The following is a 23,608-nucleotide window of genomic DNA, read 5'->3' as shown; positions in this document are numbered from 1 at the left end:
CCAATTGGGTCAATCGCGCGTCAGCCTGTGATTTCGGGCAGCAGGCGTTGGGCTTCGTCACGAGGGTGCGCCAATGCGTCTTTGTCCTGACCGGGGAAGAACCGGGCGCGGGTGCCGGTGGGCATCTCGGATGGTGCGAGAACCGAGACGCGCGGGCCGGTTTTGACGCTCTCGGCCTGCCAGCTTTTGGCCAGCGCGATTTGCGCGGCCTTGGTGGCCCCGTAAGAGCCAAAGAATTTTTCGCCGCCACGTGGGTCGTCAAAGAACACGGCATGGCCCTCTTCGCCCAGAAGCGGGGTCAGGAAAGGGATCAGGATGCCTGTCGCCGTGACGTTGATGGCAATCGATTTGTCCCAGTCTTTCTCTGAGATATGCCCCGCAGGTGTCAGCGGCGCGCCATGGATGGCGGCGTGAACCCAGAGGTCAACCTTGCCCCAGCGGTCATGGATTGACCGGCAAAGCTGGGCCATGGCGTCCTTGTTGGTGATGTCCATCGGCGCGAGCGTGGCTTTGCCACCCTTGGCCTGAATGCGGTCGTCGAGCTCTTCCAATGCGCCGGTGGTGCGGGCCACGGCGACGATGTGATACTCGGGGGCGAGGGCTTCGGCCAGCGCGGCGCCAAGGCCACGGGACGCGCCCATGATAAGTGCGATCTTTTCGGTCATGGCCCCCATGTGCGGGGTTCTGCGGGTGAGGTCAAGAGGTCGAGGCTCAGGCGGGCATTTCCAGGGTGAGTTCTTTGCCCCCGCGGAGCAGGATCACGCGAGCCTCGTCAATGCCGACCACGGTGCCAACGCTGGATGTCTCGCCCTCATGCGCCGTCACCACTTTGCCCGAGGGCAGCATGATCAACGCACGCATGGCGTCCGAGCTGCCCATGATCCCGATCAGGGTCAGCGTGCCGCGTTGAAGCGCGCCTTTTTGGGTGGCCTCGTCAGCCACGTTCTTTGGGGTGTTGTTGCTCATGAGATACCTGTTCTGTTGACCCTGATATGGGGTCGAAGCGGGCAGGTATCAGGGGGCGGAAGGGAAGGAAAGGTCTGATGCTGCGGGTGTCGGCGGGAAATTGCCGCATTGCAGCATCAACTTGCTAGTCGTTCGCCAGATGTGGCCGGATGTCGGTGCCGGTGGCGGCATAGATGTCCAACAGCTGGTCAAAGCTCAGCCCGTTCTCCTGAGCCTCAGCCAGCGGCCCTTCATGTGCAAAGAGCTGGGGGCGATGGCCTTCGGGACCTGGGCGCAGGTCGCAGGCGAGGGGGTCGTGGGTTTCAAAGCCGGGCAGATCGTTCATCAGCCAGGCAGCACCGCCCTTGAAGCCCGATTCCACGCCTGTTGCGTCGTTCAGGTAACTGTAAAAGGTGTCGGGTTGCACGCTGGCCCAGGGACCAAAATTGAAGACCTCATCACTGCCACGGATCGGCAGGGGCAGGACGCAGCGGATAAAGCGGTGTTCTTGCCAGCGGCAAAGATCTGCGGTCAGCCGGTCCTCGCCAACCAGCAGATCGTCTGTGCCGCTTTCCCGCAATGCGCCATGTGGCCAGCAATCGGGGTGGTCATAGCCGATGTCGAAGATACCGTTGAACGATTGCCCGCAGCAGGGGCACTTGCGGCCTTCGTCGTTGAAACGGCGCCAGCGGGCATCAAGGTTCAAAAGGTTCATAGCTTGTAGGTCTGCGTGCGGGTGGCAAGGTAGGCGACCGCCTGTTCCGGGATCGGGGCGTCGAGGCGCAGGTAAAGCGCGCGGGTACCTTCGAAGCGAAAGGCGTTTGGATACATGGCGCGGATTTGGTCCAACAGGTCGGTGCGGCAGATCACAAAGAGGCCGATTTCATCCGGTGATCTGGCCTTCCAGTCAATGCGCAGTGTGGTGCCTGTTTTGGTAAGGAAAGAGGGCTCCCCCCATTTCAGCGCTTCGCTGAGGGGGGCGACCTGCGGGTTGGAGGCGGCAGTGTCAAAAATGATTTGGCGCAGATGGTGGAAGGTCTTTTGCGCCGTGTCTGGCCAGTGAGTGATCACTTGAGTGATGTCTTCAGGTAGTTTGGGTGGAATCACTCCGCCGCCTTCATCTCAAAGCCTTTTTCCATCATGTCTGCGGGTACGACCGGGTATTCGCCCGAGAAACAGGCGTCGCAGTATTGCGGGCAGGACGAGTCGCGGCCCTGGGCCTCGCCAACGGCGCGATAAAGACCGTCGAGCGAGATGAACTTGAGGCTGTCGACGGCGAGGTGCTCGGCCATCTCATCCTCGGTCATGGTTGCGGCCAGCAGCTTGTCGCGCTGGGGCGTGTCGACACCGTAGAAACAGGGCCAGGCCGTCGGGGGCGAGGCGATGCGGAAGTGTACCTCGGCCGCGCCCGCATCAAGGATCATTTCCTTGATCTTGCGGCTGGTAGTGCCGCGCACAACCGAATCGTCCACGAGGATCACGCGCTTTCCCCTGATCAGCGAGCGATTGACATTCAGTTTCAGGCGCACGCCCATGTTGCGGATCTGCTCGGTCGGTTCGATGAATGTCCGGCCCATGTACTGGTTGCGGATGATCCCCATGCCGAAGGGAATGCCGCTCTCGTGGGCAAAACCGATCGCGGCGGGCGTGCCGCTGTCGGGCACGGCGCAGACCAGATCAGCCTCGACCGGGTTTTCGCGGGCCAGCTCCACGCCGATCTGACGGCGGGTTTCATAAACCGACTGGCCGCCAATGATGCTGTCGGGACGCGAGAAATAGACGTGTTCGAAGATACAGAACTTTGACGGTTGCGGACGGAAGGGGAACGAGCTTTCGACGCCGCCATCTTCGGTGATGACCACCATCTCGCCCGGTTTGATCTCGCGCAGGTATTCCGCGCCGATGATATCGAGGCCGCAGGTTTCCGAAGACAGAACCCAGCCTTCGCCAAGTTTACCCAGCACCAAAGGACGGACCCCATGCGGATCGCGCACACCAATCAGTTTGGTGCGGGTCATGGCAACCACCGAAAAGGCCCCTTCGACGCGGCGCAGGGCGTCTTCCATGCGTTCGGGGATGTTGCGTTGCAGGGACCGCGCCATCAGGTGAATGATGCATTCGGAATCCGACGAAGACTGAAAAATCGAGCCACGCTCGATCAGTTCCTTGCGCAAGGAATCGGCGTTGGTGATGTTGCCGTTATGGGCAATCGCCGCGCCGCCCATGGAGAACTCGCCAAAGAAGGGTTGTACATCACGGATGGCCGCGCCCTTGGAACCTGCGGTGCTGTAACGCACATGCCCGATCGCAAGCGGACCGGGCAGGGTTTTCATCAGACTTTCCTTGGTAAAGTTGTCACGCACATAGCCAAAGCGTCGGGCGTTGTTAAAGCCGTGCTCGGGGTGGTGACAGACGATGCCGCCGGCTTCTTGTCCACGGTGTTGCAGGGCATGTAGCCCAAGGGCAACAAAGTTTGCAGCATCCTTGAGGCCGACAACGCCAAAAACGCCGCACTCCTCTTTCAGCTTGTCGTCATCGAAAGGGTGGGCAGGCGGCATAAGAGTGGACAAGGCGGGTGCTCCGAATCCGTTGGGCAGGCTTGAGGCCCCTCATAAGGGGTCAAACCACGCTTGTCACCAAAGGATCACAATCGAAAATGTCGCGGTACTGAAAATGCGGGGCTTTTTGAGGGGACTTGTTCTGTCTGGCGCAACCAATGCGTTACCAAACCAGTTAAAACAGAGGTGTGAACAAAAAAGCCCGCACATGAGCGGGCCTTTCCATTTGATTAAACTGAGGAAAACTATTCGCAGACGCCCACGAGGTCTTCGTACTGCTGGGTGATCCATCCCAGCGCCTGTGCAGGGTCACGTTCTTCGATCTGACCGGTCAGACGGCTGAACACCTTGGCCGAGCGACTGTCGTCGACAATCGGAAAGGTCTGCGAGGTGGCCACGGTTTCATAGACAAAAAAGGCAATGGCCACGAGCAGGATGCCACGCAGCACGCCGAACAGGAACCCCAGCGCCTGATCCAACCCGCCAAGCGCCGAACGCTTGACCAGTGACGAGAACAGGGGCGTGAACAGCGACACAACCACCAGCGCCAGTGCAAAAACAGCGGCAAACGAGGCAATGACCGAAAGTTCACAGCTTTCGCCGAGGAACTCTCCCACTTTGGGGATTTCCTTGACCAGTGGCACCACTTGTGGGGCAAAGACAAACGCCAGCACAGCAGCGGCGACCCAGCCGACAATTGCCATGCCTTCACGCACCAGCCCGCGGCTATAGGCCAACAGGGCCGAGACGATAATGACACCCGCCACCACGCCGTCAATCAGTGTGAAACCTTCCATGCGCTCTTCGCTTCCCTTCGTCCTTTGGCGGCCTTACCGGGCCTTAACCAGCACCAAACACTTCGCCAACAAAGGTCGCCAGATCCCCCATGTGCTTCAGCGCCATGCCGCCGACGGACGGGGATTTGCCGCCCTTCGGAGCGATTGCCGTTGTGAAACCAAGTTTTTGCGCTTCTTTCAACCTGTTTTCTGTCTGACCAACGGCACGAAGGGCGCCTGAGAGGCTGATTTCGCCAAAAACCACGGTATCTGCGGGCAAAGCAGCGTCTTCCCGCGCAGACAATAGTGCGGCCGCGACGGCGAGATCGGCGGCGGGTTCGTTGATCTTCATGCCGCCGGCGACGTTGAGGTAGACGTCGAGACCGGTAAAGGGGATGCCGCAGCGGGCCTCTAACACGGCGAGGATCATGGCGAGGCGGCCACTATCCCATCCCACCACCGTGCGGCGGGGTTGGGAATGCGGGCTGGGCGCGACAAGCGCCTGCAATTCGGTCAGGACGGGGCGGGTGCCTTCGATCCCGGCAAAGACGACGCTGCCGGGGGTAGGTTCGCCGCGGTCTGACAGGAACAGGGCCGAGGGGTTGATGACCTCGGCCAGACCCTTGCCGGTCATCTCGAAGACGCCGATCTCATCCGCCGGGCCAAAGCGGTTTTTCACGGCGCGCAGGATTCGGAACTGGTGGCCACGTTCGCCCTCGAAATAGAGCACCGTGTCGACCATATGTTCGACCACGCGGGGGCCAGCAATCTGGCCATCTTTGGTGACATGGCCAACCAGGATCACAGCGGTGTTCTTGCGCTTGGCAAAGGATGTCAACTCGTGCGCGGCGGCGCGCACCTGGGACACGCTGCCGGGCGCGCTGCCGACATTGTCGGACCACATGGTCTGGATGGAATCGATGATGGCAAGCTGGGGCTTTTCCGTCTCGAGCGTGGTCAGGATATCGCGCAGGTTTGTCTCGGTCGCGAGCTGCACCGGGGCACTGGTCAAGTCCAACCTTTGCGCGCGCATACGCACCTGAGCGCTGGCCTCTTCCCCCGAAACATATAGGGTTTTCAGACCCTTGTTGGCAAAGTTGGCCGCTGCCTGCAACAACAGAGTCGATTTGCCGATGCCCGGATCCCCCCCGACCAGAATGGCGCTGGACGGCACGAGGCCCCCGCCCAGAACCCGGTCCAGCTCGGCCAGACCGGAGAGGGTACGGGGCGGTGGGATCTCTTCGGTGCGCAAGTCGGTCAGAGGGATCGACCGGCCCTTGGTCGCACCAAGGCTCGCCGCCTTGGGACCTGCCGACAGGGGGGTGTCTTCGACGATGGAATTCCACTCGCCGCAGGCGTCGCAGCGGCCGGACCATTTGTTGGTGATGTTGCCGCAGGCGGAGCAGGAGAACTGGTTTTTTGATTTGGCCATGTTCTCGTTTTGGACCACTAACGCCTGCGGGTCAAATGGCTAATGCCGATTGAGGTCAAAACACAGGCCGTAAAGAGGTAGAGACCCCAGCCGGTTTCCACGGTCACATAGCCCGCGCCTTTGACCAGCACCACATAGAGCGCGATCAGGAAAACATCCGCCATGGCGAGTTTGCCGAGGATTTCGAGCGCAGGCAGGGTGCGGCGGCGGAGTTGCCCAAAGTGGATCAGGGCGAGGCCTATGGTCTTGAGATAAGGGGCAAAAATCGCGAGGAAAGTGACCAGGAGGGCAAGCGCGGGGTCGGTGTCCCATAGGCTTTGCAGGCCGGAGATGATGGAGATTTCGCTGAGGCCGAAGACCGGGAGAAGGCCCGCGCGCAGGAGCGGGGCGAACCACGCGATCGGGTAGAGGATCAAAAGGGCGAGGTTGGCAGTGCGCAGCATCATGAGGGCAGAGGTAAACACGGCGCGCGGTGGAAACAAGCGCCTTCGGCGTTAAGTGGGCGGAAAGACAGGTAAACAAGGGGGATTTGGCAAAAACGTGGGTCTGTTTTATGTCGGTATCACGTCGGTATTACGTCGGTGCCGGGGTGGTGGATTGGACTGGTTAACGGCGCGCGCGGTGGGGGGCGTTAAAGAGTTTGACGCGGGTAGGTCGGACATTTTTGTCCGACCTACGGGGGCTCCGCGTGTGAGCGCCACGTATCGCTGGGAAATCCCGGAATGGCGCGCTTCAGAACCTGAAGTCCAGCTGACTGGTGACCAGACCCGCCAGCAAAATGGCGGCCCACAACAGCGCGGTGGCGATGGCCAGCCATTTTGAGCGTGTCTCGGAGGGCCATTTTGCAATCGCGACGACCAGCGTTCCCAGAATGAGAGAGACCAGAATGAACAGGTTGGTTTCGGTCACAACCGCGTCTTGAAAACCGCCCGTGTCTGGCAGGCGAATGCCCAGATCATACTGAAACTCCCACAACATCAGGAGACCGAGGAAGACATTCAGACCAATGAGGCACCACGAGAGCAGCCGGCGGGTTGTAACCAGGCGCAGCGCCACGATGAGCGCCATCACGGAGGCCACTGGGGGCGCGAACAAAAGGAGGATGCCTAGGACGATCATTAAGGGGTCACTTTTTTGTTCGGGGCGGGTGCTGCCCGACGGCGCCCTTGGTGCCTGGATCCCGTGCGAGTAGTTCAAGCTTATAGCATATAGACTTTTTCGGAACTCTCTGCACGCAGATGAAACACTAGAAAAGCCAAATGATAGCTCCGCAAATGCAGGAAAGGCTCACCGCAAGGGCTGCGATACGGTGCCTACGGAAAAACAGGCCCAGTGCAACTAACTGAGTTGTAACAAGCATGCACAGCGCCAAAGTGTGAAAACCGATAAACGGTGGTTTCGCGGGGAGATATGGTTCGGAAAGAACGTTCCAAACGATAAAGGTCGCACAGAAAACAAAGGGCAAACAGATAAGGGCAGCCGGTGCTACAAGACCTCTTTCCCTTTGCCAGATGGACAAACCGGCAGCAACAAAGGCGATAGCCGCCGCAGATAAGGAGAGCGTTTTCAGAAAGGTAGGTGTTTCCAGCGTGAAAATCACTCTGAACACCAATCCCTGAAGCGCTCCGCATATTTTGATTCAAGCAGTTCAGTCACTTTCTCGTTTTGCAGCTTTTGCAGCGCCTTTATGGTCATCTCTTGATGCGTTGGATCGCAGATTGCGTCGATCAAGATGGTTCTTGAGGATTGGCTAGACCATGCGGAAGTAGTCGCCAGAACTATAGCAAAAGCAAAGCTGTAGCTTACTAGAGTGGGCACAACTGTGCCTGCCGTTTTTCCTGCCAAAGCCGTTGGGACGAGGAGGCTGATGAGTAGAAAAGTCCCTGAAATGATGATCGCGGGCCAAGAGAAGAACCAAGAGAGCAAAACTGGCTGAGGAGATGCAGAAAAACTCAACAAGAGCGCTGCAAAAAGGTGCAAGGTGCAGGCGGCAGAAATTGCGTAGGCGACGCGGGACATCCCGCGAGAGTGCAAAGCCATCCAACTTGTAGAGAAGACCAAGCTGAGCAGCTCCGTGAGCAATTGGACAAAGAAAGTTACAACTGCCAGGAAAAGTTCAGCAAAAACAGACATCACCGCACCGCCTCAATCGGCCCCTCTGCACTGCCGGAGATGAATTGCTCCAGATAGGGATCGCCTGAACTGTCCATCTGGCTGACCGGGCCGGTCCATTGGATCACGCCGTCGTGCAGCATGGCGACCTTGTCGGCGATGGCGCGGACGGAGGTCATGTCGTGGGTGATGGTCATGGCGGTGGCACCCATTTCCACGACAATTTCGCGGATCAACTCGTTGATAACACCGGACATAATGGGGTCGAGGCCGGTGGTCGGCTCGTCGAAAAAGATGATCTCGGGTTCAGCGGCGATAGCGCGGGCGAGGCCGACGCGTTTTTGCATGCCGCCGGAGAGTTCGGACGGAAAGAGGTCGGCGACGTCGGGGGTGAGGCCGACGCGGCGCAGTTTCTCGATGGCGATCTCGCGGGCTTCGTCTTTGGGGCGCTTCAGGGACCCACGCAGCAGGCGGAAGGCGACGTTTTGCCAGACGGTCAGGGAATCAAACAGCGCGCCGCCCTGAAACAGCATGCCAAAGCGGGCGAGAAAGGCGTCGCGGTCGCCCTGGGTGGCGTCTTTGCCGTCGACGGTGATGGTGCCGCTGTCTGGGGTGATGAGGCCGAGGACCGATTTCAGTGCGACGGATTTGCCGGTGCCGGAACCGCCGATGATCACCATGGACTCGCCCTTGGGGATGTCGAGGTTCACCCCGCGCAGGACCCGCTTGGGGCCAAAGGATTTGTGGACGTCTGTGAAAGTGATCATGAGGTGAAAAACAGTGATGTGAGCAAGAAGTTGGCGGCGAGGATCAGGACGGCGGCGGCCTGGACCGAGGCCTTGGTGGCGCGGCCCACGCCTTGCGCGCCACGGCCAGAGTTCATGCCATAGTAGCAGCCCATGGTGGCGGCGATGCCGCCGAACACTGCGCCCTTGATGAGGGATGAGACGATGTCGGATTGTTGAAGGAAATCAACGGTGTTTCGGACGTAAGTGGACGGGTTGAAGCCCAGCTGTTGGGTGCCAACAAGGAAGCCGCCGTAGATGCCGATGATGTCTCCGATACCGACCAGCACGGGCACCACGAGAACTGCGGCCAGCAGGCGGGGTGCGGTGAGGTACTTCATCGGGTGGGTGGACAGGGTTGTCAGCGCGTCGATCTGCTCGGTCACTTTCATGGTGGCGATCTCGGCTGCGATGGACGAGGTCACGCGGGCCGCGACCATAAGGCCGACAAGCACGGGGCCAAGCTCGCGCACCATGCCGATGGCGACGATCTGGGGGACCACGGCCTCGGCCGAAAAGCGGCTGCCGCCGTCGTAGATCTGTAAGGCTAACGCGCCGCCGGTGAAGATGGCGGTGAGGCCGACGACGGGCAGTGAGAGCCAGCCGATGTTCAGGAGTGCCACGGCAAATTCGCGGGCGTAGAACGGTGGGCGAAAGATATGGGTGATCGCCGAGAGGGCAAAGAGCGTGACCTGACCGATGGTCGCCAGCACGCCCAGTGTGGCACGTCCCAGCGCGGCGAGGGGGGCGGTGAGGGTCATGGCTTGTACCGCCTGTAGTAGCGTTGCCCCAGAGAGGTGAGGATTTCATAGCCGATGGTGCCAGCGGCCTCGGCGAGGGTGTCGACGGACTGGTGGCTGCCCAGCAATTGCAGGCTGGTCGGCTCCTCGGCGAGGTCGGTGACGTCGACGCCGATCATGTCCATGGAAATGCGGCCAATGACTTTGCAGGCGTCGTCTCCGGCGTGCAGCCAGGCGTTTTCACCCATGGCGCGGATAATGCCGTCAGCATAGCCCGCGGCGATGGTGGCCACGCGGCTGGGGCGCTCGGCGATCCATGTGTTGGAGTAGCCGACGCTTTCGCCCGGTTCGACGTCGCGGATCTGGATGACGGGGATGTCGAGTTGGGCCACCGGCGTGGCGTCAACAAAGGGCATGCCGCCGTAGAGGCCGACGCCGGGGCGGGTGAGGTCAAAGTGATAGTCTTCGCCCAGAAGAATGCCTCCGGTGGCAGCGAGAGAGCGGGGCACGTTCAGGCCGTCGGTCATCTGGCGGAACGTCGCCAGCTGTTGCGGGTTCATCGGGTGTTCGGGATCATCGGCGCAGGCGAGGTGCGACATGAGGAGGGTCGGGCCAAGGTCGAGCGCGATGTCTTTCAGCGCGTCCCATTCGGCGGGCTCCATGCCAAGGCGGTTCATGCCGGTGTCGAGCTGCACGCCAAAGGGGGCCTGTGGCAGGGCCTCGAAATGGCGCAGCATCTGCTCGGCGCTGTTCAGCATGGGCGTCAGGGTCATGTCGGCGATCATGTCGGTGTCGCCGGACATGTGGCCCGAGAAGACGTTGATTTCGGGGCCGGGCCCGAGGGCTTCACGTAGAGAAGCGCCTTCTTCGGTCGCGGCGACAAAAAAGCGGGTGACGCCTGCGTGGTTCAGGGCGCGGGCAACGCGGTCCGCGCCGAGGCCGTAGCCGTCGGCCTTGACCACAGCGGCGGTCTCGCAGGCCGAGCGCGCGTCAAGCGCACGCCAGTTGTCAATCAGGGCGGAAAGGTCGATGGAAAGGGTCGCGGTAGCCATGGGATCGTTGTTGTCGGTAGGGCGCGAGAGGTCAAGGGGGAAAGGCGCGGCGGACGTATCCTGCCCCCCTTGTCGCGGTCACGAGGCGGTTTTATGCGCGTCGTAGGCCGCTTCGAGTTCCCCACGCAGGAAGTCGCCAAAGTTCAGCCGCTCGAACCGGGGCGTTCCCGTGCCGGGTTGCGGTACGACGTCGGTTGCGACGCCCGGGTCATAGAAGAACGGGCAGGAATAACGCTCGCGGCCCGAGCGGTTGATGACGCGGTGCGGGGTGGACAGCAGGCGTCCGTTTGACAGGCGGTGCAGCATGTCACCGACATTCACGACAAAGCTGCCGGGGATACGCGGGGCATCGACCCAGTTGCCCGACGGCGTGCGGACCTGCAATCCGCCGACATCGTCCTGCGCAAGGATGGTGAGGCAGCCAAAATCCGTATGCGGGGCGGAGCCATAGAGGTCTTTGGGCGCCTGCGCTGGTGCGGGCGGGTAGTGCAGGAGGCGAAGCCAGATTGTCGGCGTGTCAAAAGCGGACATGATCGACAGGTCGGAGACACCTGCGGCCTTGAGAGCGACCTGCATCAGGGCGTGGCCAAGCCCTGCGAGGGCCGTGACATAGGCCTCGAGCGGCTCCCGGAAACCGGCCAGCGCCGGCCATTGGTTCGGGCCGGACAGATAGAGGCCGGGGATCTCGGCCCTGTCCTCGCGCATCATCATGAAACTGGCGGATTGGTTGGGTTTGGTCACCTCGGCCAGGGTGGAGTTCACGTCCGTTGAGGTGTCAATGGGGATGTATCCGCGGTGGTTGCGGTCGACGGCAATGGCCATCTTGTCCTGCATCGGCAGGGCGTGAAACCGGCGGGAGGCCTCGAAAACCGCCTCGACCAGTGCCGGGTCAATGCCGTGGTTGATGATATAGCCAAAGCCGGTGCTGCCGTAAGCGGTGCGAAAGGCCTCGATAAGATTGGATTGATCGCCTGCGTGCAAAGCGGCGGCGTCGATCACGGGGATGTCTGTGAATTCGGTCATGTGTCTCTCTCCTGGGAACCAAAGTGTTGGATGGCGGGGAGAACGTGGCTAGCCTGCGAAGCGCTTGCGACGGTGGGCGCTGTGGCGTTCCAGCACGACGAGGTGCGGGTAGCGGTGTGACGTGGTTTTGACCGGGACCGGCAGCAACGCAGCTTGCTGCGGCCAGCCAAGGGCACGGGCAAGGAAGGTCAGGATCAGGGTCGCGCGGGTCATGAGGATTTGTGGTCCGTGAAGGGGGCAGGCGTCAAGAGGAAAGCGCGTTCAGGTGTTGCCGTGGAGGCGGACCGCCTTGTCCGGATGCGTGCGGTAATGGCTTAGGCGGCTTTGCAGGGTGCCGACATGCAGTTCGAGTCGGTGCCCATCGGGGTCGAGGAAGTAGAGCGATTGCCCTTCGCTGGTGTTGTCCTGCCACAAGTCGGCCGTGGCGCGGATGCGGTTGGCGAGGGTCGCGAAGTTGTCTGGCGCACAGGACAGGGCGATGTGCGTGTAGTCATCGCGGGGCTTCACCGGGCCGAAGGAGAGGCACAGCCACAACGATCCAAGTTCCAGATAGGCGCCGCTGTCCCAGTCAGCCGCAAGTCGTCCGCCCAGTGTGTCGCGGTAAAACGCAATGGCGCGCGGGAGGTCTGAGACTGCCAGGGTGACGTGGTTCAGACCGGTGATCCCGGTCATCAGAAGCTGTCGTCCGTCGGCTGTTGCCAGGGTTTGACGAGGTTGCCAAAGCGGGTGAACTGCGCCTCGAAGCTGAGTTCAACGGTGCCGATGGGACCGTGGCGCTGTTTGCCGACGATCACTTCGGCCTTGCCATGCAAACGTTCCATGGCTTCGACCCATTCGGCCATCCGCTCCATCTCGTGTTCGCCGGGCTTTTCGCGTTCCTTGTAGTATTCCTCGCGGAAGACGAACATCACCACGTCGGCGTCCTGTTCGATCGAGCCCGATTCCCTCAGGTCCGACAGCATCGGGCGTTTGTCGTCGCGGCTTTCGACCTGGCGGGAGAGCTGAGAGAGCGCGATCACGGGGATGTTGAGCTCCTTGGCGATGGCCTTCATGCCCATGGAAATCTCGGCAATCTCGTTGACTCGGTTTTCCGACGTACCCCGGCACAGCTGCAGGTAGTCGATGATCAGAACGTCCAGACCATGGGTCCGCTTGAGGCGACGGGCACGGGCGGCAAGCTGTGAAATGGGCAGGGCCGGGGTGTCGTCGATGAACAGCGGGCAGGCTTCGAGTTCCTTGGCCGCATCGACAAAGCGGCGAAACTCGCCTTCGGTCAGGTCACCCTGACGGATCTTGTGCGAAGAGATTTCCGAAGCTTCGGCGAGGATACGTGCCGCCAGCTGTTCGGCGCTCATCTCGAGGCTGAAGAAGCCGACGACGCCGCCATCAAGGGCGCCCTCGGTCCCGTCGGATTTCACGCCCTTCTTGTAGGCCTTGGCGACGTTGAAGGCGATGTTGGTGGCCAGCGAGGTTTTGCCCATTGAGGGGCGTCCTGCGAGGATAAGAAGATCCGAAGGGTGCAGGCCGCCAAGCTGTTTGTCGAGATCCACAAGCCCGGTAGAGACACCGGCCATGCCGCCGCCCCGTTCGTAGGCCTGATTGGTGACGTTGACGGCCTCGGTGACGGCTTTCAGGAACGAGACAAAGCCGCTGTCGGTCTTGCCCTGCTCCGAGAGCTTGTAGAGCGCCTGTTCGGCCTCGATGATCTGCTCTTTGGGCTCCAGCGCCACGTCAGCTTTGGTGGCTTTGGTTGCGATGTCATTGCCAAGGCCGATCAGCTCGCGTCGGATCGCCATGTCATAGATCATCTGGGCGTAGTCACGGGCGGCAAAGGCCGAAATCGCGGCTCCGGCGAGACGGGCAAGATAGGCAGGGCCGCCGAGTTCCTTGAGGCCCTCATCGTCCTCGAGAAAGGTCTTCAGCGTGACCGGCGAGGCAAGGTTGTTGCGCGCGATCCGCGCTGAGGCGACCTCGAAGATGCGGGCATGCACCGGGTCATAGAAATGATCCGGTTTGATGATCGCAGCGATGCGGTCATAGATGTCGTTGTTGGTGAGGATCGCACCCAGAAGCTGTTGTTCCGCCTCGATGGAATGCGGCATCGGGTCTTCTGAGTTCGCTTCGGTGCCGGTTGCGTTGATTGTCGCGATTTCGTTCATTTTGCCCCTCACTGCCCTTGAGATTTAGCTTGTAATCACAGCGCGAGTTGTCCGCAAATTGTATGTTTTTGTGGGCAAGCTGTGGATAAATCAGGGCTGCTGGGCTTTTACCACATCTGGTAGTTTGGTCCTAGAGGGTGGCCCAGAAATTGTGCGGTGCGACCGGAATTCCGCCCGCGGCATGGCTTGTAGGTCGGACAGATTGTCCGACCTACGAGGGGTCTCACCCCTTCATGCGGGCCTCTTGCCAGGCGCGGGGGGCCTTGAGGAAGGATTCGACCTCGGCGAGGGTCTCTTCACTAAAGGCGTTCTGGGCGCGGGCCTCGGCCAGCACATCCCACCAGGTGCACAGGTGGTGCAGTTCGACCCCGTGATCCCCGAGGATCTTGGTGGTCTCGGGGAAGATGTCATAGTAGAAAATCACCGCCGTGTGGCCGCAAGTGGCGCCGGTGTCGCGGATCGCATCCACAAAGCTGAGCTTGGAGCCGCCATCGGTGGTGAGGTCTTCGACCAGCAACACGCGCTCGCCTTCGCTCATGGCGCCTTCGATTCGGGCGTTCTTGCCGTAGCCTTTCGGTTTCTTGCGCACATAGGTCATGGGCAAGGCCATGCGTTCGGCGACAAGCGCGGCAAAGGGAATACCCGCGGTTTCGCCGCCTGCGATGTTGTCAAAGGCCTCAAACCCTGCGTTGCGCATGACGGTGACGGTCAGAAAGTCCATCAGTGTCGAGCGGATGCGCGGAAAGGAAATCAGTTTGCGGCAATCGATGTAGCTGGGCGAGGGCAGGCCAGAGGCCAGCGTGTAGGGCTCATCCGTGTTGAAGTTCACTGCGCCGATCTCCAAGAGCATGCGGGCAGTGAGGCGGGCGATTTCCTCTTGCGAGGGATAGGAGGTCGGGATCATTTGGCAGCTCTTCTTTTATTGGCGGGCAGAATTTTCTAGAAAATTCTGATGTGGGGAAATCCTTCTAGAAGGATTTCTTACGATGCAACGGTCCAATAGACCGGGAAGCCGGGATCGAAGACGGTGACGGTATGGTCACCCGCGTCGATCTTGGCGGGGAATTCGGTGACCCTGTCCGATTTGGTGAGCGTGATCGTGTCCGTGTTGACCGGCAGGCCATAAAAGGCGGGGCCGTGGCGCGAGGTGAAGCCTTCGAGCTTATCCAATGCGCTCGCCTTCTCAAAAGTCTGTGCCAGGATGGGTAGCGCGTTTGGCGCGGTAAAACACCCGGCGGAACAGCATTCGCTTTCTTTGGCGTGGGTCGGGTGGGGCGCGCTGTCCGTGCCGAGGAAAAACCGTGCATCCCCCGAGGTTGCAGCGGCCAGCAGCGCCTCGCGGTGTTCGGCGCGTTTGAGGATCGGCAGGCAGTAATAATGCGGGCGCATGCCCCCCACCAGCATGTCGTTGCGATCCAGGATCAGGTGCTGAACGGTGATCGTGGCGCCGAGGTCGGTCTCATTGGCCAAGACATAGTCGGCGCCGTTCTTGGTGGTGATGTGCTCCATCACGACCCGCAGACCCGGTGTCGACTGGCGAACGGGGTCCAGGATGCGGTCGATGAACACGGCTTCGCGGTCGAAGATGTCGATCTCGCGGTCGGTCACCTCGCCATGCACACAGAGGGGCAGGCCAATCTCGGCCATTTTCTCGAGCACGGCGCGGACCTTGTCGAAATTGGTCACGCCAGAGGCCGAGTTGGTTGTGGCCCCTGCGGGATAGAGTTTGACCGCCTTGATCAGACCGCTGGCGTGAGCGGCAGCCACGTCTTCGGGGTCAGTGTCTTCGGTCAGATAGAGCGTCATCAGCGGCTCAAATTGCATGCCGTCGGGCAAAGCGGCCATGATCCGGTCGCGATAGGCAGCGGCCTCGGCCCCGGTCACCACCGGCGGCACAAGGTTCGGCATGATGATCGCGCGGGCGAAATGGCGGGCAGTTTCAGGCAAGACAGCTTCCAGCATCGCGCCGTCGCGCAGGTGCAGGTGCCAGTCATCGGGGCGGGCGATGGTCAGGGAGGTGCTCATGAGGGCCGATTACACAAAACGGCCTTGTGTTTCCAGTGGCAATGACGCCGCGTGGTTCATTCCTCGGTCAGGTCGCCCCCAACCGCGGCCTTTTCCAGCGCCGAGAGTGTGCGGGCAAAGTTCGGTGCATGCATGCGCGAGGTGACATTGGCGCATAAGAGCGCCGTCAGGAGTGGTCTGTTCTGTTCGTTCAGCTTGCGCAACAGGGACCTGAGGTAGGGTCCGTGGTCGCGGCGGGCGCGCATCAGGCTGTAGAACCCCTGACGGGTCATTTTGCCGACCCCCGCCTGAACAAGTATCCGAAAGAGCACCTGAATATCCTGCAAGGCCATTTCCAAGGCCCGGTTGCCAAGAACAGGCACTGGCAGCAACTCGACATTGGGGCGTCGGAACAGCGCGGCATGAATGGTGTTTTCAACCGCTGCATCGTTGTAGATGACATAGGCCTTTTCCGCCGCTTCGATCATATCGGGGGCAAAGCCGTAGCGGTCGGTAAAGGACATCATCCGCGTGCCTTCAAACCGCTTGTCCCATCCAGCCAGGGACGGCGTCAGCGTGGCCTGCGGGTTGAGTACGACAACCCGGGCACCGGGCGAGGCCACGGAATAGGTGGCCGCCGCATAGCCACAGGGGCCAGCCCCATAGAACAGGACGTTGTCAAACTCGTCGAAGAATCCGTCGTCCGAGGCGCGATCAAAAAAGGCATAGACAGCCGGATCGCGGAACCAGCTTTGTTTCTCGGTCAGAATGCACAGATGCGACCAGCCAAGTTCCTTCACCAGTTCGAACCCCAAGGGTTGCCCGGTGTCACCGCGTTCCTGAATACCTTCTATAGTCTCAAAGGTGACCAGCAACGTGGGTTTGTCTTCGACAAAAGTGGCGAAATAATTCGGGCCGAGGCGTTGGAAATACCCATGATCTTCGGCAACTTCTTCCAGTTTTTCAAGCCACTGGGGCGTCTTGAGCCCCTGCATCGGTGTGTCAAACCCGTTTGGCGAATCCTGCATCTACTCGTTCCTTTTCCCGCTGGCCAAAGGGGTCGCGGGTTCTACTCTTTCTCTCTGGCTACCGTGTCATTGAGGCAAAAATGGGGTGGCGAAAGGAAATTTTCTAGTAGCAGCCGTGCTTGACCAACCCGTCGTCCACGTGCAGCCTGACCGCCAGCGAGAGAGGGGTAACATGCAGTCCATGCAATCGATTGACGACGTCCAGTCCGGGCTGGAGGCAGAGGGGTATGTCTGTGGCCGCGCCTTGTCCACCGTGGTGTTTCTGGCGCTGAAACTTGGCAGGCCCCTGTTTCTCGAAGGAGAGGCCGGGGTGGGCAAAACCGAGATTGCCAAGGCCATCTCTGCGGCCTTGGGGCGGCGGCTGATCCGGCTGCAGTGTTACGAGGGGTTGGACGCCTCGAGTGCCGTTTACGAGTGGAACTTTGCCGCGCAGATGGTGGCGATCCGCACGGCCGAGGCCTCTGGCACGGCGGACCGGGACGCGCTGAATGCCGAACTGTTTGGGCCAGAGTACCTGGTTGAGCGCCCGCTCTTGCAGGCGATGCAGCCCGATCCGGCGGGGCCTCCGGTCTTGCTGATCGACGAGTTGGACCGCACAGATGAGCCGTTTGAGGCCTTTCTGCTGGAGGCGCTGAGTGATTTTCAGGTCACCATCCCAGAGATCGGCACCATCAAGGCGCCAGAGCCGCCGATCGTGATCGTGACGTCGAATCGCACCCGCGAGGTGCATGACGCGTTGAAACGGCGCTGTCTCTATCACTGGGTCGATTATCCGGATTTCGACCGCGAGATCGCCATCCTGCAATCGCGCGCACCCGAAGCCGCCGAGGCGCTCAGCCGCGAGGTGGTGGGGTTCGTGCAGAAGCTGCGCACCGAAGATCTGTTCAAAAAACCCGGGGTGGCCGAGACCATCGACTGGGCCAAATGCCTTCTGGCGCTGGACATGATCACGCTCAGCCCCGAGGTGATTGCCGACACGTTGGGGGCCGTGCTGAAGTATCAGGACGATATTCAGAAACTGCAGGGCTCCGAAGCCAAGAGGCTGCTGGACGAGGTGCGTTCGGATCTTGCGGTCGCGTGATGCTTCTTTTGGCCGAAAATATCCCGGGGGGACTGGGGGGCTGGCCCCCCAGGGTGTTGCATGCCTGAATTCGTTCCGCTCGAGATCCCGGACACTCCACGCCTCAGCCATAATATCACGTGGTTCGCCCGCGCCCTGCGCAAGGCGGGGCTGCGGATTGGCCCGGGGCGGGTGATTGATGCGATCCGCGCTGTTGAGGCAGCGGGGTTCACCTCGAAAGACGATTTTTACTGGACCCTGCACGCCTGTTTTGTCTCTCGCCCAGAGCAGCGTACCGTGTTTGCCCAGGTGTTTCGGCTCTATTGGCGCGACCCCCGGTATCTGGAACACATGATGTCGATGATGCTGCCCGCCGTGCGCGGTGTGCAGGAAGAGCGCATGGCCGCACCCGGCGAGAAACGCGCGGCAGAAGCGTTGCTGGACGGAGCACAGCCCGACACATCCGAAGAGGACCCGCACGGGGGCGAAGAGGAGAGCGAGGTCGAGATCGACGCCTCGCAAACCATGTCATCAGAAGAACGGCTGCGTCAGCTGGACTTTGAACAGATGAGTACGGATGAGATCGCCGAAGCCAGGCGCATGCTGGCGCGGCTGACCCTGCCGGTAAAGCCGATCCTGTCGCGTCGCGGCATGCCGGATCGGCTCGGGGCGCGGGCAGACTGGCGGCGCACCCTACGTGCGGCCATGCGACAGGGCGGGGACATCCACACCTTGGCGCGGCAGAAACCGCGGCCCCGCTGGCCAAACCTTGTCGTGCTTTGCGATATCTCGGGATCGATGAGCCAATACAGTCGGATGGTTTTGCATTTTCTCCACGCTGTCGCCAATCACAAGGGCGCGGGCTGGGCCAAGGTGCATGGGTTCACCTTTGGCACGCGACTGACCAATATCACCCGCCATCTGGCCACCCGCGACGTCGATGCGGCGCTGGCGGCGGCGGGGGCCGAGGCGCAGGACTGGGAGGGCGGCACACGGATTGGCGACTGCCTGCACGACTTTAACCGCGACTGGTCGCGCCGGGTCATGGGGCAGGGGGCGGTTGTGCTGTTGATCACGGATGGGCTGGATCGGGGCGAGGCTGCGGCGCTGGCGCATGAGATGCAGCGGCTGCACCTGTCCGCGCGGCGGCTGATCTGGCTGAACCCTTTGCTGCGCTGGGAGGGGTTCGCCCCCAAGGCGCAGGGCATTCGCGCCATGCTGCCGCATGTGGACAGCTTTCGGGCCGGGCATTCGATTGCCACGCTCGAGGAGCTGGCCGTGGCGATCTCGAAACCGGATGATGCCGGGGAAAAGGCGCGGTTGATGGCGGCGCTCCAGGAACCTTGAGCGAAAGCGCAGGAACCGGGTCGATCCGGGCCTCGGGGCGGTGGCAGGTAGGGGGACACCCAGTCAAAGGAGTCTCTCATGACCATTAGATTTACCCCTCTTGATCCCGAATTTGTGGCCTCGATCCGCGCCGGAGGGCCGGATGCAAACGGCCTGCCCGCCGAACACGCGGTGTCGGATGGCGAGGGGTTTCCCTGCCGGTCCTGTCTGGACACCGTGCCGGAAGGCAAAGGCGTGCTGGTGCTGGCCGCGCGCCCCTTTCCCACCTTGCAACCCTATGCCGAATGCGGCCCGGTCTATCTCTGCGCTGATGCCTGCACGCCATGGAGCGGCGATGGGGTGCCGCCGATCCTGCACGGATCGCCGGATTACCTGGTCAAAGGCTACGGGCGAGATCATCGCATCGTCTATGGCACGGGCCAGATCACCGAACAGGACGCGGTGAGGGACTATGCCGCGCAGCTGCTCGCGCGCGAAGATATTGCCTTTGTCGATGTGCGCTCAGCCCGCAACAACTGCTTTCTGACACGGGTGCCCGGGGCGGATTGATTCAGATCAATTACATTCCGAGTCTAATATATAAAATAACCGGAATGTGAAATCTGGAGGAGTCAATCCATGCCTCTCAACTGGAAAACCGGCGGAGTCCTCTTGGGCTTTGTCTTCTTTCTGGCGGTGCTGCTGGTCAAGCCTATCGGGGTCTCGACCCAGTTCGTCATTCTCGATGCGATGGTGGCCGATGCGGTAAACCCGTCACTGATCACTCAAACCGATGACGGTGCTTATACGTCGACCAATGCCTATCTTGCCAAGTCCGGCGGCAAATACGCCAAGAACGCCGCAAACCCGCTGAACTACAGCTTTGTCTTTGTTCTCGCGATGATGGCCGGGGCCTTTCTGTCGGCCATGGCGCGCGGGGGTGTCACCAAGGACGAGCGCAGATTGCCCGCCGTATGGTACGCCAACTACGGCGATACGCCGATGAAGCGCTATATGGTGGCGCTCTTGGGGGGCTTTATCGTGGTCTATGGCGCGCGCCTCGCCGGGGGCTGCACGTCCGGCCACATGATGTCGGGCATGATGCAGACCTCGCTCTCGGGCTACATCTTTGCCGCCGGTGCCTTTGCCGCGGCGGTGCCCGTGGCCATGATGATGTACAAGAAGGAGGCCTGATCCATGTCCATTTTCCTCGCTATCGTGATTGGTGTGGCCTTTGGCGCCACGCTGGACCGGATAGGGGCGACCAGCCCCAACTGGATCATCCGCATGTTGTCCTTGCGCAATCTGCACCTGATGAAAACCATCCTGCTGGCCATTGGCACAGGCTCGATCCTGATGTTTGCAGGCCAGATGATCGGCGTCGTCGACGTGATGCATATGTCGGTGAAGAGCGCCTATGCGGGCGTGTTCATCGGCGGGCTGATGCTGGGCGCAGGCTGGGCGGCCTCGGGCTATTGCCCCGGAACCGGCGTCTGTGCTGCCGCATCTGGCCGCAAGGACGGCTGGTTCTTCATCGCCGGTGGCCTTCTCGGGGCTGCAGCCTACATGGTGACCTATCCGTCCTGGAAGGCCTCGGGGTTGCTGGACAATCTGGCTGGCGGCAAGGTCACTCTCGGAACCGTTCCGGGGGCCAAATACGACGGTTTGATGGCTCTCTCGGGTGACATCCTCGGCATTGTGCTGGGTGTCGTCTTTGTGATCGTGGCGTTCGCGCTACCAGAGCGCCTGAACGGAGCGGGACCCGCACCGGTCGCCGCCGAGTAAGCCATTACTGTCCCTCAACAAGGGAAGTCGGGCCGGTCCTCCCCCAGGGACCGGCTCATTTTGTTGATAAGCGGGGTGTGGCTTGTCAATTGGCAGGGGCGCGGCCATCTTGTCTGGAAACCATTGGGGGAAAATCATGGCCGACAGTCTGACAGGCGCGCCGGAACTGGCGTTGGAGTGGCATCGCGCCGGGCGTGGTGTGGCCCTTGCGACCGTGGTCGAGACCTGGGGATCCGCCCCGCGCCGGGTGGGCGCGCAGATGGTGGTCTCAGAGGACGGTCAGATCGAAGGGTCGGTGTCGGGGGGATGCGTCGAAGGGGCCGTGATGGTCGAAGCGCTGGAGGCGCTGGAAGACGGCAAGGGACGCTTGCTGGAGTTTGGCGTGAGCGACGGTGACGCCTTTGCCGTGGGGCTGGCCTGTGGCGGGACGATCCGGGTGCTGGTCGAGCCTGTGGGCACGGTTCTGGACGCGGCTGTGCTGGCCGATCTGGTCGCGGCGCGCGGCGCGCGGCAGCCGGTGGCCTATGTTTGCAACCCCGAGACCGGCGGCGGGGCGCTGGTACACACCGGCTTTGCGGATCGCTTCCGGATGGATCGTTCGGGCATGGAAGAGGATGGCCGTTTCGTGGCCATTCACAACCCGCCCCTGCGCGTGGCCGTGGTGGGTGCGGTGCATATCGCGCAGGCCTTTCTGCCAATGGCGCGGATTGCCGGGTTTGACCCGATTCTTGTGGATCCGCGCAGTGCCTTTGGCTCAGAGGCGCGGTTCCCGGGCGAAACTATCCTTGAGGATTGGCCAGATGAGGCGATGGGACAGATCGGGCTGGACGCGCGCACGGCGCTGGTGTTGCTGACCCATGACCCCAAGCTGGATGATCCGGCGCTGCACATCGCGCTGCGGTCCGAGGTGTTCTACATCGGTGCGCTGGGGTCAAAGCGGACCCATGCGGGGCGCGTTGATCGGTTGCAACAGGCCGGGTTCAGTGCGGATGAGATTGCACGCATTCACGGACCCGTTGGGCTGGACATCGGAGCAGCGGGGCCTGCAGAGATCGCGGTGTCGATCCTGTCGGAGATGATCCAGGTGCTGAGGAAAGCGCCATGAAGTTCGGCCCGGTTCCGGTGGCCGAGGCTGAAGGCGCGATCCTCGCGCATTCGGTGCAGGCAGGGACACGGAAAATCCGCAAAGGCCTGTGGCTCGAGGCCGACCATATTGCGGCCTTGCAGGCGGCTGGGCTGACCGAGGTGATTGTTGCCCGGCTCGATCCCGGTGACCTGCACGAAGATGCGGCGGCGGATCGGTTGGCCGCGGCTTTGGTCCCTGATCCGGCAGCTGCGGGCGTGACCCTGTCCAAAGCCTTTACCGGACGCGTGAATATCAAGGCCGCCCTGCCGGGGGTGGTCGAGATGGACGCCGCCGCGCTGAAGGCCTTCAACGCGGTCAATCCGATGATCACTCTGGCCACGGTGCCCGAGTGGCAACAGGTGGCGGCGGGGAACATGGTGGGGACGGTCAAGGTGATCTCTTATGCCGTGCCCGAGGTGGATGTTGACCGTGCCTGCGCCGTGGCGCGACAGGCACTGCGGCTGCGTCCTGTCACGATCAAGAACGCCACGCTCATCATTACAGAGATCCCCGGCGGGGTCGGCGACAAGGGTCGCGCCGCCATCGAAGGGCGCTTGGCAGCGCTGGGCATGACGCTGGCAGAATGTCTGCGTGTCCCACATGACACCGAGGCGCTGGGCGCGGCGATCCGCTCGGCGCGGGGCGAGATGGTGATGATCCTGACCGGGTCGGCGACGTCGGATCCTTATGACGTTGCTCCGCAGGCGGTGCGGCATGCAGGAGGCTCGGTCTCGCGATTCGGAATGCCGGTGGACCCGGGTAACTTGTTGTTTATTGGTGGGTATTTGAACAAGCCGGTGATTGGCTTGCCGGGGTGTGCGCGTTCTCCGGCGCTGAACGGCGCGGATTGGGTGCTGAGCCGGGTGGCCTGTGGGCTAGAGGTTTCCGCGGCCGATATTGCGGCGATGGGCGTCGGCGGATTGCTCAAGGAAATCCCGACACGTCCCATGCCGCGCGAGCGATCACGGCGTAAACCTGCGCCTCCACCAGAGGCGTGACTCTGCCGATTTTGGGTAAAATTTGACCAGTGAATAAAAAGCGGGTTCTCAGAGTGGCCGACCCGTGTTTTACTCCTAGCTATAAAAACATAAACAAGACAAACAACTCTGGGAGGAGCCAATGTCACAGGTCACAATGACCGTGAATGGCAAGACCGCGTCCGGCGATGTCGAAGGACGCACCTTGCTTAGCCAATTCTTGCGAGAAAACCTGAACCTGACGGGAACCCATGTGGGCTGTGATACCAGCCAGTGTGGTGCCTGTGTGGTGCATGTGAACGGAGAGGCTGTGAAATCCTGTACGATGCTGGCCGCCGAAGCGGACGGTGCCGACGTGGCGACCATTGAAGGTCAGGCCAACGCAGACGGGTCTCTGAACACGATCCAGCAGGCGTTTCAGGACCACCACGGTTTGCAATGCGGGTTCTGCACCCCCGGCATGGTGATGTCGGCTGCGGCGCTGCTCAAGGACAATCCCAAGCCTTCTGAGGCGGAAATCCGGGATTATCTGGAGGGCAATATCTGCCGCTGCACCGGGTACCACAACATCGTCAAGGCAATCATGGCTGCGTCCGGACAGGACGTGAGCGCGATCGCCGCCGAGTAATCCACGCCGGCGCGCTCGTCGGCCCGTATTGGGCCTGCCTCGCGAGGACACCCGACAGGGTGGAGGAGCGGCGACCGGATCACAGGGAGGAA

General features: G+C 61.5%; 29 protein-coding genes. 8 read left to right on the top strand and 21 right to left on the bottom strand.

Going from position 1 to position 23,608, the window contains the following annotated elements:
* Positions 1–20 precede the first annotated feature (20 nt).
* From EK369_RS04170 to EK369_RS04075, 21 genes are all read right to left on the bottom strand, one after another.
* Complete coding sequence (locus EK369_RS04170) at positions 21–665, bottom strand: SDR family NAD(P)-dependent oxidoreductase (RefSeq protein ID WP_127112397.1); 645 nt, start codon at positions 663–665, stop codon at positions 21–23.
* Between the two features lie 46 nt (positions 666–711).
* Positions 712–966 (bottom strand): hypothetical protein, encoded by a 255-nt coding sequence (locus EK369_RS04165; RefSeq protein ID WP_127112396.1) that lies wholly within the window; start codon positions 964–966, stop codon positions 712–714.
* A gap of 124 nt (positions 967–1,090) precedes the next feature.
* Complete coding sequence (locus EK369_RS04160; RefSeq protein ID WP_127112395.1) at positions 1,091–1,660, bottom strand: DUF2199 domain-containing protein; 570 nt, start codon at positions 1,658–1,660, stop codon at positions 1,091–1,093.
* Positions 1,657–2,016, bottom strand: coding sequence for a DUF1801 domain-containing protein (locus EK369_RS04155; RefSeq protein ID WP_127112394.1), 360 nt, complete (start codon positions 2,014–2,016; stop codon positions 1,657–1,659). The genes EK369_RS04160 and EK369_RS04155 overlap by 4 nt, the downstream gene beginning before the upstream one ends.
* Positions 2,017–2,048: 32 nt before the next feature.
* Positions 2,049–3,503 (bottom strand): amidophosphoribosyltransferase, encoded by a 1,455-nt coding sequence (gene purF / locus EK369_RS04150; protein ID WP_127112529.1) that lies wholly within the window; start codon positions 3,501–3,503, stop codon positions 2,049–2,051.
* A 245-nt stretch (positions 3,504–3,748) separates the two neighbouring features.
* Positions 3,749–4,300, bottom strand: a complete 552-nt coding sequence (locus tag EK369_RS04145) for a CvpA family protein (RefSeq protein WP_127112393.1) — start codon at positions 4,298–4,300, stop codon at positions 3,749–3,751.
* A 43-nt stretch (positions 4,301–4,343) separates the two neighbouring features.
* On the bottom strand, positions 4,344–5,711 hold the full coding sequence (gene radA / locus EK369_RS04140) for a DNA repair protein RadA (protein ID WP_127112392.1): 1,368 nt from the start codon (positions 5,709–5,711) through the stop codon (positions 4,344–4,346).
* Between the two features lie 17 nt (positions 5,712–5,728).
* The gene (locus EK369_RS04135; RefSeq protein WP_127112391.1) at positions 5,729–6,154 is read right to left on the bottom strand and encodes a paraquat-inducible protein A; all 426 of its coding nucleotides are present in this window, start codon (positions 6,152–6,154) and stop codon (positions 5,729–5,731) included.
* Between the two features lie 289 nt (positions 6,155–6,443).
* Positions 6,444–6,830, bottom strand: coding sequence for a hypothetical protein (locus tag EK369_RS04130; protein WP_206198018.1), 387 nt, complete (start codon positions 6,828–6,830; stop codon positions 6,444–6,446).
* A 127-nt stretch (positions 6,831–6,957) separates the two neighbouring features.
* Positions 6,958–7,311, bottom strand: a complete 354-nt coding sequence (locus EK369_RS04125; protein ID WP_127112389.1) for a hypothetical protein — start codon at positions 7,309–7,311, stop codon at positions 6,958–6,960.
* Complete coding sequence (locus EK369_RS04120) at positions 7,308–7,844, bottom strand: hypothetical protein (RefSeq protein ID WP_127112388.1); 537 nt, start codon at positions 7,842–7,844, stop codon at positions 7,308–7,310. Before EK369_RS04120 ends, EK369_RS04125 begins: the two co-directional genes overlap by 4 nt.
* A complete protein-coding gene (locus EK369_RS04115; RefSeq protein ID WP_127112387.1) occupies positions 7,844–8,590 on the bottom strand; it encodes an ABC transporter ATP-binding protein in 747 nt (248 codons plus the stop codon). The genes EK369_RS04120 and EK369_RS04115 overlap by 1 nt, the downstream gene beginning before the upstream one ends.
* Positions 8,587–9,369 carry an MlaE family ABC transporter permease gene (locus EK369_RS04110; protein WP_127112386.1) on the bottom strand — a complete coding sequence of 261 codons (783 nt, stop codon included), beginning with the start codon at positions 9,367–9,369 and terminating at the stop codon, positions 8,587–8,589. Before EK369_RS04110 ends, EK369_RS04115 begins: the two co-directional genes overlap by 4 nt.
* Positions 9,366–10,400, bottom strand: coding sequence for an alanine racemase (alr, locus tag EK369_RS04105; protein ID WP_127112385.1), 1,035 nt, complete (start codon positions 10,398–10,400; stop codon positions 9,366–9,368). The genes EK369_RS04110 and alr overlap by 4 nt, the downstream gene beginning before the upstream one ends.
* 78 nt (positions 10,401–10,478) lie before the next feature.
* Positions 10,479–11,423 (bottom strand): isopenicillin N synthase family dioxygenase, encoded by a 945-nt coding sequence (locus EK369_RS04100; protein ID WP_127112384.1) that lies wholly within the window; start codon positions 11,421–11,423, stop codon positions 10,479–10,481.
* Between the two features lie 48 nt (positions 11,424–11,471).
* Positions 11,472–11,636: a hypothetical protein gene (locus tag EK369_RS21735; RefSeq protein WP_164726854.1), complete on the bottom strand. Its 165-nt coding sequence runs from the start codon at positions 11,634–11,636 to the stop codon at positions 11,472–11,474.
* Positions 11,637–11,684: 48 nt separating this feature from the next.
* Complete coding sequence (locus EK369_RS04095) at positions 11,685–12,095, bottom strand: VOC family protein (protein ID WP_127112383.1); 411 nt, start codon at positions 12,093–12,095, stop codon at positions 11,685–11,687.
* Positions 12,095–13,582: a replicative DNA helicase gene (locus EK369_RS04090; RefSeq protein WP_127112382.1), complete on the bottom strand. Its 1,488-nt coding sequence runs from the start codon at positions 13,580–13,582 to the stop codon at positions 12,095–12,097. The genes EK369_RS04095 and EK369_RS04090 overlap by 1 nt, the downstream gene beginning before the upstream one ends.
* Positions 13,583–13,805: 223 nt before the next feature.
* Complete coding sequence (locus EK369_RS04085; protein WP_127112381.1) at positions 13,806–14,486, bottom strand: orotate phosphoribosyltransferase; 681 nt, start codon at positions 14,484–14,486, stop codon at positions 13,806–13,808.
* A 77-nt stretch (positions 14,487–14,563) separates the two neighbouring features.
* Positions 14,564–15,607: a dihydroorotase gene (gene pyrC, locus EK369_RS04080; protein ID WP_127112380.1), complete on the bottom strand. Its 1,044-nt coding sequence runs from the start codon at positions 15,605–15,607 to the stop codon at positions 14,564–14,566.
* Between the two features lie 56 nt (positions 15,608–15,663).
* The gene (locus EK369_RS04075; protein WP_127112379.1) at positions 15,664–16,614 is read right to left on the bottom strand and encodes a phosphoadenosine phosphosulfate reductase; all 951 of its coding nucleotides are present in this window, start codon (positions 16,612–16,614) and stop codon (positions 15,664–15,666) included.
* Between the two features lie 172 nt (positions 16,615–16,786).
* Between EK369_RS04075 and EK369_RS04070 the strand changes: the two genes are divergently transcribed.
* The 8 genes from EK369_RS04070 to EK369_RS04035 all read left to right on the top strand — a co-directional run bounded on the left by EK369_RS04070 (position 16,787) and on the right by EK369_RS04035 (position 23,516).
* Complete coding sequence (locus EK369_RS04070) at positions 16,787–17,695, top strand: AAA family ATPase (RefSeq protein ID WP_127112378.1); 909 nt, start codon at positions 16,787–16,789, stop codon at positions 17,693–17,695.
* Positions 17,696–17,755: 60 nt separating this feature from the next.
* The gene (locus tag EK369_RS04065; protein WP_127112377.1) at positions 17,756–19,021 is read left to right on the top strand and encodes a vWA domain-containing protein; all 1,266 of its coding nucleotides are present in this window, start codon (positions 17,756–17,758) and stop codon (positions 19,019–19,021) included.
* Positions 19,022–19,099: 78 nt separating this feature from the next.
* Complete coding sequence (locus EK369_RS04060; protein ID WP_127112376.1) at positions 19,100–19,570, top strand: DUF1203 domain-containing protein; 471 nt, start codon at positions 19,100–19,102, stop codon at positions 19,568–19,570.
* 69 nt (positions 19,571–19,639) lie between these two features.
* The gene (locus tag EK369_RS04055) at positions 19,640–20,194 is read left to right on the top strand and encodes a YeeE/YedE thiosulfate transporter family protein (protein ID WP_127112375.1); all 555 of its coding nucleotides are present in this window, start codon (positions 19,640–19,642) and stop codon (positions 20,192–20,194) included.
* A 3-nt stretch (positions 20,195–20,197) separates the two neighbouring features.
* Positions 20,198–20,785, top strand: a complete 588-nt coding sequence (locus EK369_RS04050) for a YeeE/YedE thiosulfate transporter family protein (protein ID WP_127112374.1) — start codon at positions 20,198–20,200, stop codon at positions 20,783–20,785.
* 136 nt (positions 20,786–20,921) lie between these two features.
* Positions 20,922–21,890, top strand: coding sequence for an XdhC family protein (locus tag EK369_RS04045; RefSeq protein WP_127112373.1), 969 nt, complete (start codon positions 20,922–20,924; stop codon positions 21,888–21,890).
* Complete coding sequence (locus tag EK369_RS04040) at positions 21,887–22,909, top strand: molybdopterin-binding protein (protein WP_127112372.1); 1,023 nt, start codon at positions 21,887–21,889, stop codon at positions 22,907–22,909. Before EK369_RS04045 ends, EK369_RS04040 begins: the two co-directional genes overlap by 4 nt.
* Before the next feature lie 121 nt (positions 22,910–23,030).
* The gene (locus EK369_RS04035; RefSeq protein ID WP_127112371.1) at positions 23,031–23,516 is read left to right on the top strand and encodes a (2Fe-2S)-binding protein; all 486 of its coding nucleotides are present in this window, start codon (positions 23,031–23,033) and stop codon (positions 23,514–23,516) included.
* Positions 23,517–23,608 lie beyond the last annotated feature (92 nt).

Source organism: Shimia sediminis (assembly GCF_003990645.1).
GTDB classification, from domain to species: Bacteria; Pseudomonadota; Alphaproteobacteria; order Rhodobacterales; family Rhodobacteraceae; genus Shimia; species Shimia sediminis.
This window is presented reverse-complemented; position numbering and strand designations above follow the sequence as displayed.

Bases quoted from the DNA above. Each gene is read 5' to 3' on its own strand.
- EK369_RS04170 (WP_127112397.1), bottom strand. From the start codon at position 665: ATGACCGAAAAGATCGCACTTATCATGGGCGCGTCCCGTGGCCTTGGC.
- EK369_RS04165 (WP_127112396.1), bottom strand. From the start codon at position 966: ATGAGCAACAACACCCCAAAGAACGTGGCTGACGAGGCCACCCAAAAA.
- EK369_RS04160 (WP_127112395.1), bottom strand. From the start codon at position 1,660: ATGAACCTTTTGAACCTTGATGCCCGCTGGCGCCGTTTCAACGACGAA.
- purF (WP_127112529.1), bottom strand. From the start codon at position 3,503: ATGCCGCCTGCCCACCCTTTCGATGACGACAAGCTGAAAGAGGAGTGC.
- EK369_RS04145 (WP_127112393.1), bottom strand. From the start codon at position 4,300: ATGGAAGGTTTCACACTGATTGACGGCGTGGTGGCGGGTGTCATTATC.
- radA (WP_127112392.1), bottom strand. From the start codon at position 5,711: ATGGCCAAATCAAAAAACCAGTTCTCCTGCTCCGCCTGCGGCAACATC.
- EK369_RS04135 (WP_127112391.1), bottom strand. From the start codon at position 6,154: ATGCTGCGCACTGCCAACCTCGCCCTTTTGATCCTCTACCCGATCGCG.
- EK369_RS04130 (WP_206198018.1), bottom strand. From the start codon at position 6,830: ATGATCGTCCTAGGCATCCTCCTTTTGTTCGCGCCCCCAGTGGCCTCC.
- EK369_RS04120 (WP_127112388.1), bottom strand. From the start codon at position 7,844: ATGTCTGTTTTTGCTGAACTTTTCCTGGCAGTTGTAACTTTCTTTGTC.
- EK369_RS04115 (WP_127112387.1), bottom strand. From the start codon at position 8,590: ATGATCACTTTCACAGACGTCCACAAATCCTTTGGCCCCAAGCGGGTC.
- EK369_RS04110 (WP_127112386.1), bottom strand. From the start codon at position 9,369: ATGACCCTCACCGCCCCCCTCGCCGCGCTGGGACGTGCCACACTGGGC.
- alr (WP_127112385.1), bottom strand. From the start codon at position 10,400: ATGGCTACCGCGACCCTTTCCATCGACCTTTCCGCCCTGATTGACAAC.
- EK369_RS04100 (WP_127112384.1), bottom strand. From the start codon at position 11,423: ATGACCGAATTCACAGACATCCCCGTGATCGACGCCGCCGCTTTGCAC.
- EK369_RS21735 (WP_164726854.1), bottom strand. From the start codon at position 11,636: ATGACCCGCGCGACCCTGATCCTGACCTTCCTTGCCCGTGCCCTTGGC.
- EK369_RS04095 (WP_127112383.1), bottom strand. From the start codon at position 12,095: ATGACCGGGATCACCGGTCTGAACCACGTCACCCTGGCAGTCTCAGAC.
- EK369_RS04090 (WP_127112382.1), bottom strand. From the start codon at position 13,582: ATGAACGAAATCGCGACAATCAACGCAACCGGCACCGAAGCGAACTCA.
- EK369_RS04085 (WP_127112381.1), bottom strand. From the start codon at position 14,486: ATGATCCCGACCTCCTATCCCTCGCAAGAGGAAATCGCCCGCCTCACT.
- pyrC (WP_127112380.1), bottom strand. From the start codon at position 15,607: ATGAGCACCTCCCTGACCATCGCCCGCCCCGATGACTGGCACCTGCAC.
- EK369_RS04075 (WP_127112379.1), bottom strand. From the start codon at position 16,614: ATGCAGGATTCGCCAAACGGGTTTGACACACCGATGCAGGGGCTCAAG.
- EK369_RS04070 (WP_127112378.1), top strand. From the start codon at position 16,787: ATGCAGTCCATGCAATCGATTGACGACGTCCAGTCCGGGCTGGAGGCA.
- EK369_RS04065 (WP_127112377.1), top strand. From the start codon at position 17,756: ATGCCTGAATTCGTTCCGCTCGAGATCCCGGACACTCCACGCCTCAGC.
- EK369_RS04060 (WP_127112376.1), top strand. From the start codon at position 19,100: ATGACCATTAGATTTACCCCTCTTGATCCCGAATTTGTGGCCTCGATC.
- EK369_RS04055 (WP_127112375.1), top strand. From the start codon at position 19,640: ATGCCTCTCAACTGGAAAACCGGCGGAGTCCTCTTGGGCTTTGTCTTC.
- EK369_RS04050 (WP_127112374.1), top strand. From the start codon at position 20,198: ATGTCCATTTTCCTCGCTATCGTGATTGGTGTGGCCTTTGGCGCCACG.
- EK369_RS04045 (WP_127112373.1), top strand. From the start codon at position 20,922: ATGGCCGACAGTCTGACAGGCGCGCCGGAACTGGCGTTGGAGTGGCAT.
- EK369_RS04040 (WP_127112372.1), top strand. From the start codon at position 21,887: ATGAAGTTCGGCCCGGTTCCGGTGGCCGAGGCTGAAGGCGCGATCCTC.
- EK369_RS04035 (WP_127112371.1), top strand. From the start codon at position 23,031: ATGTCACAGGTCACAATGACCGTGAATGGCAAGACCGCGTCCGGCGAT.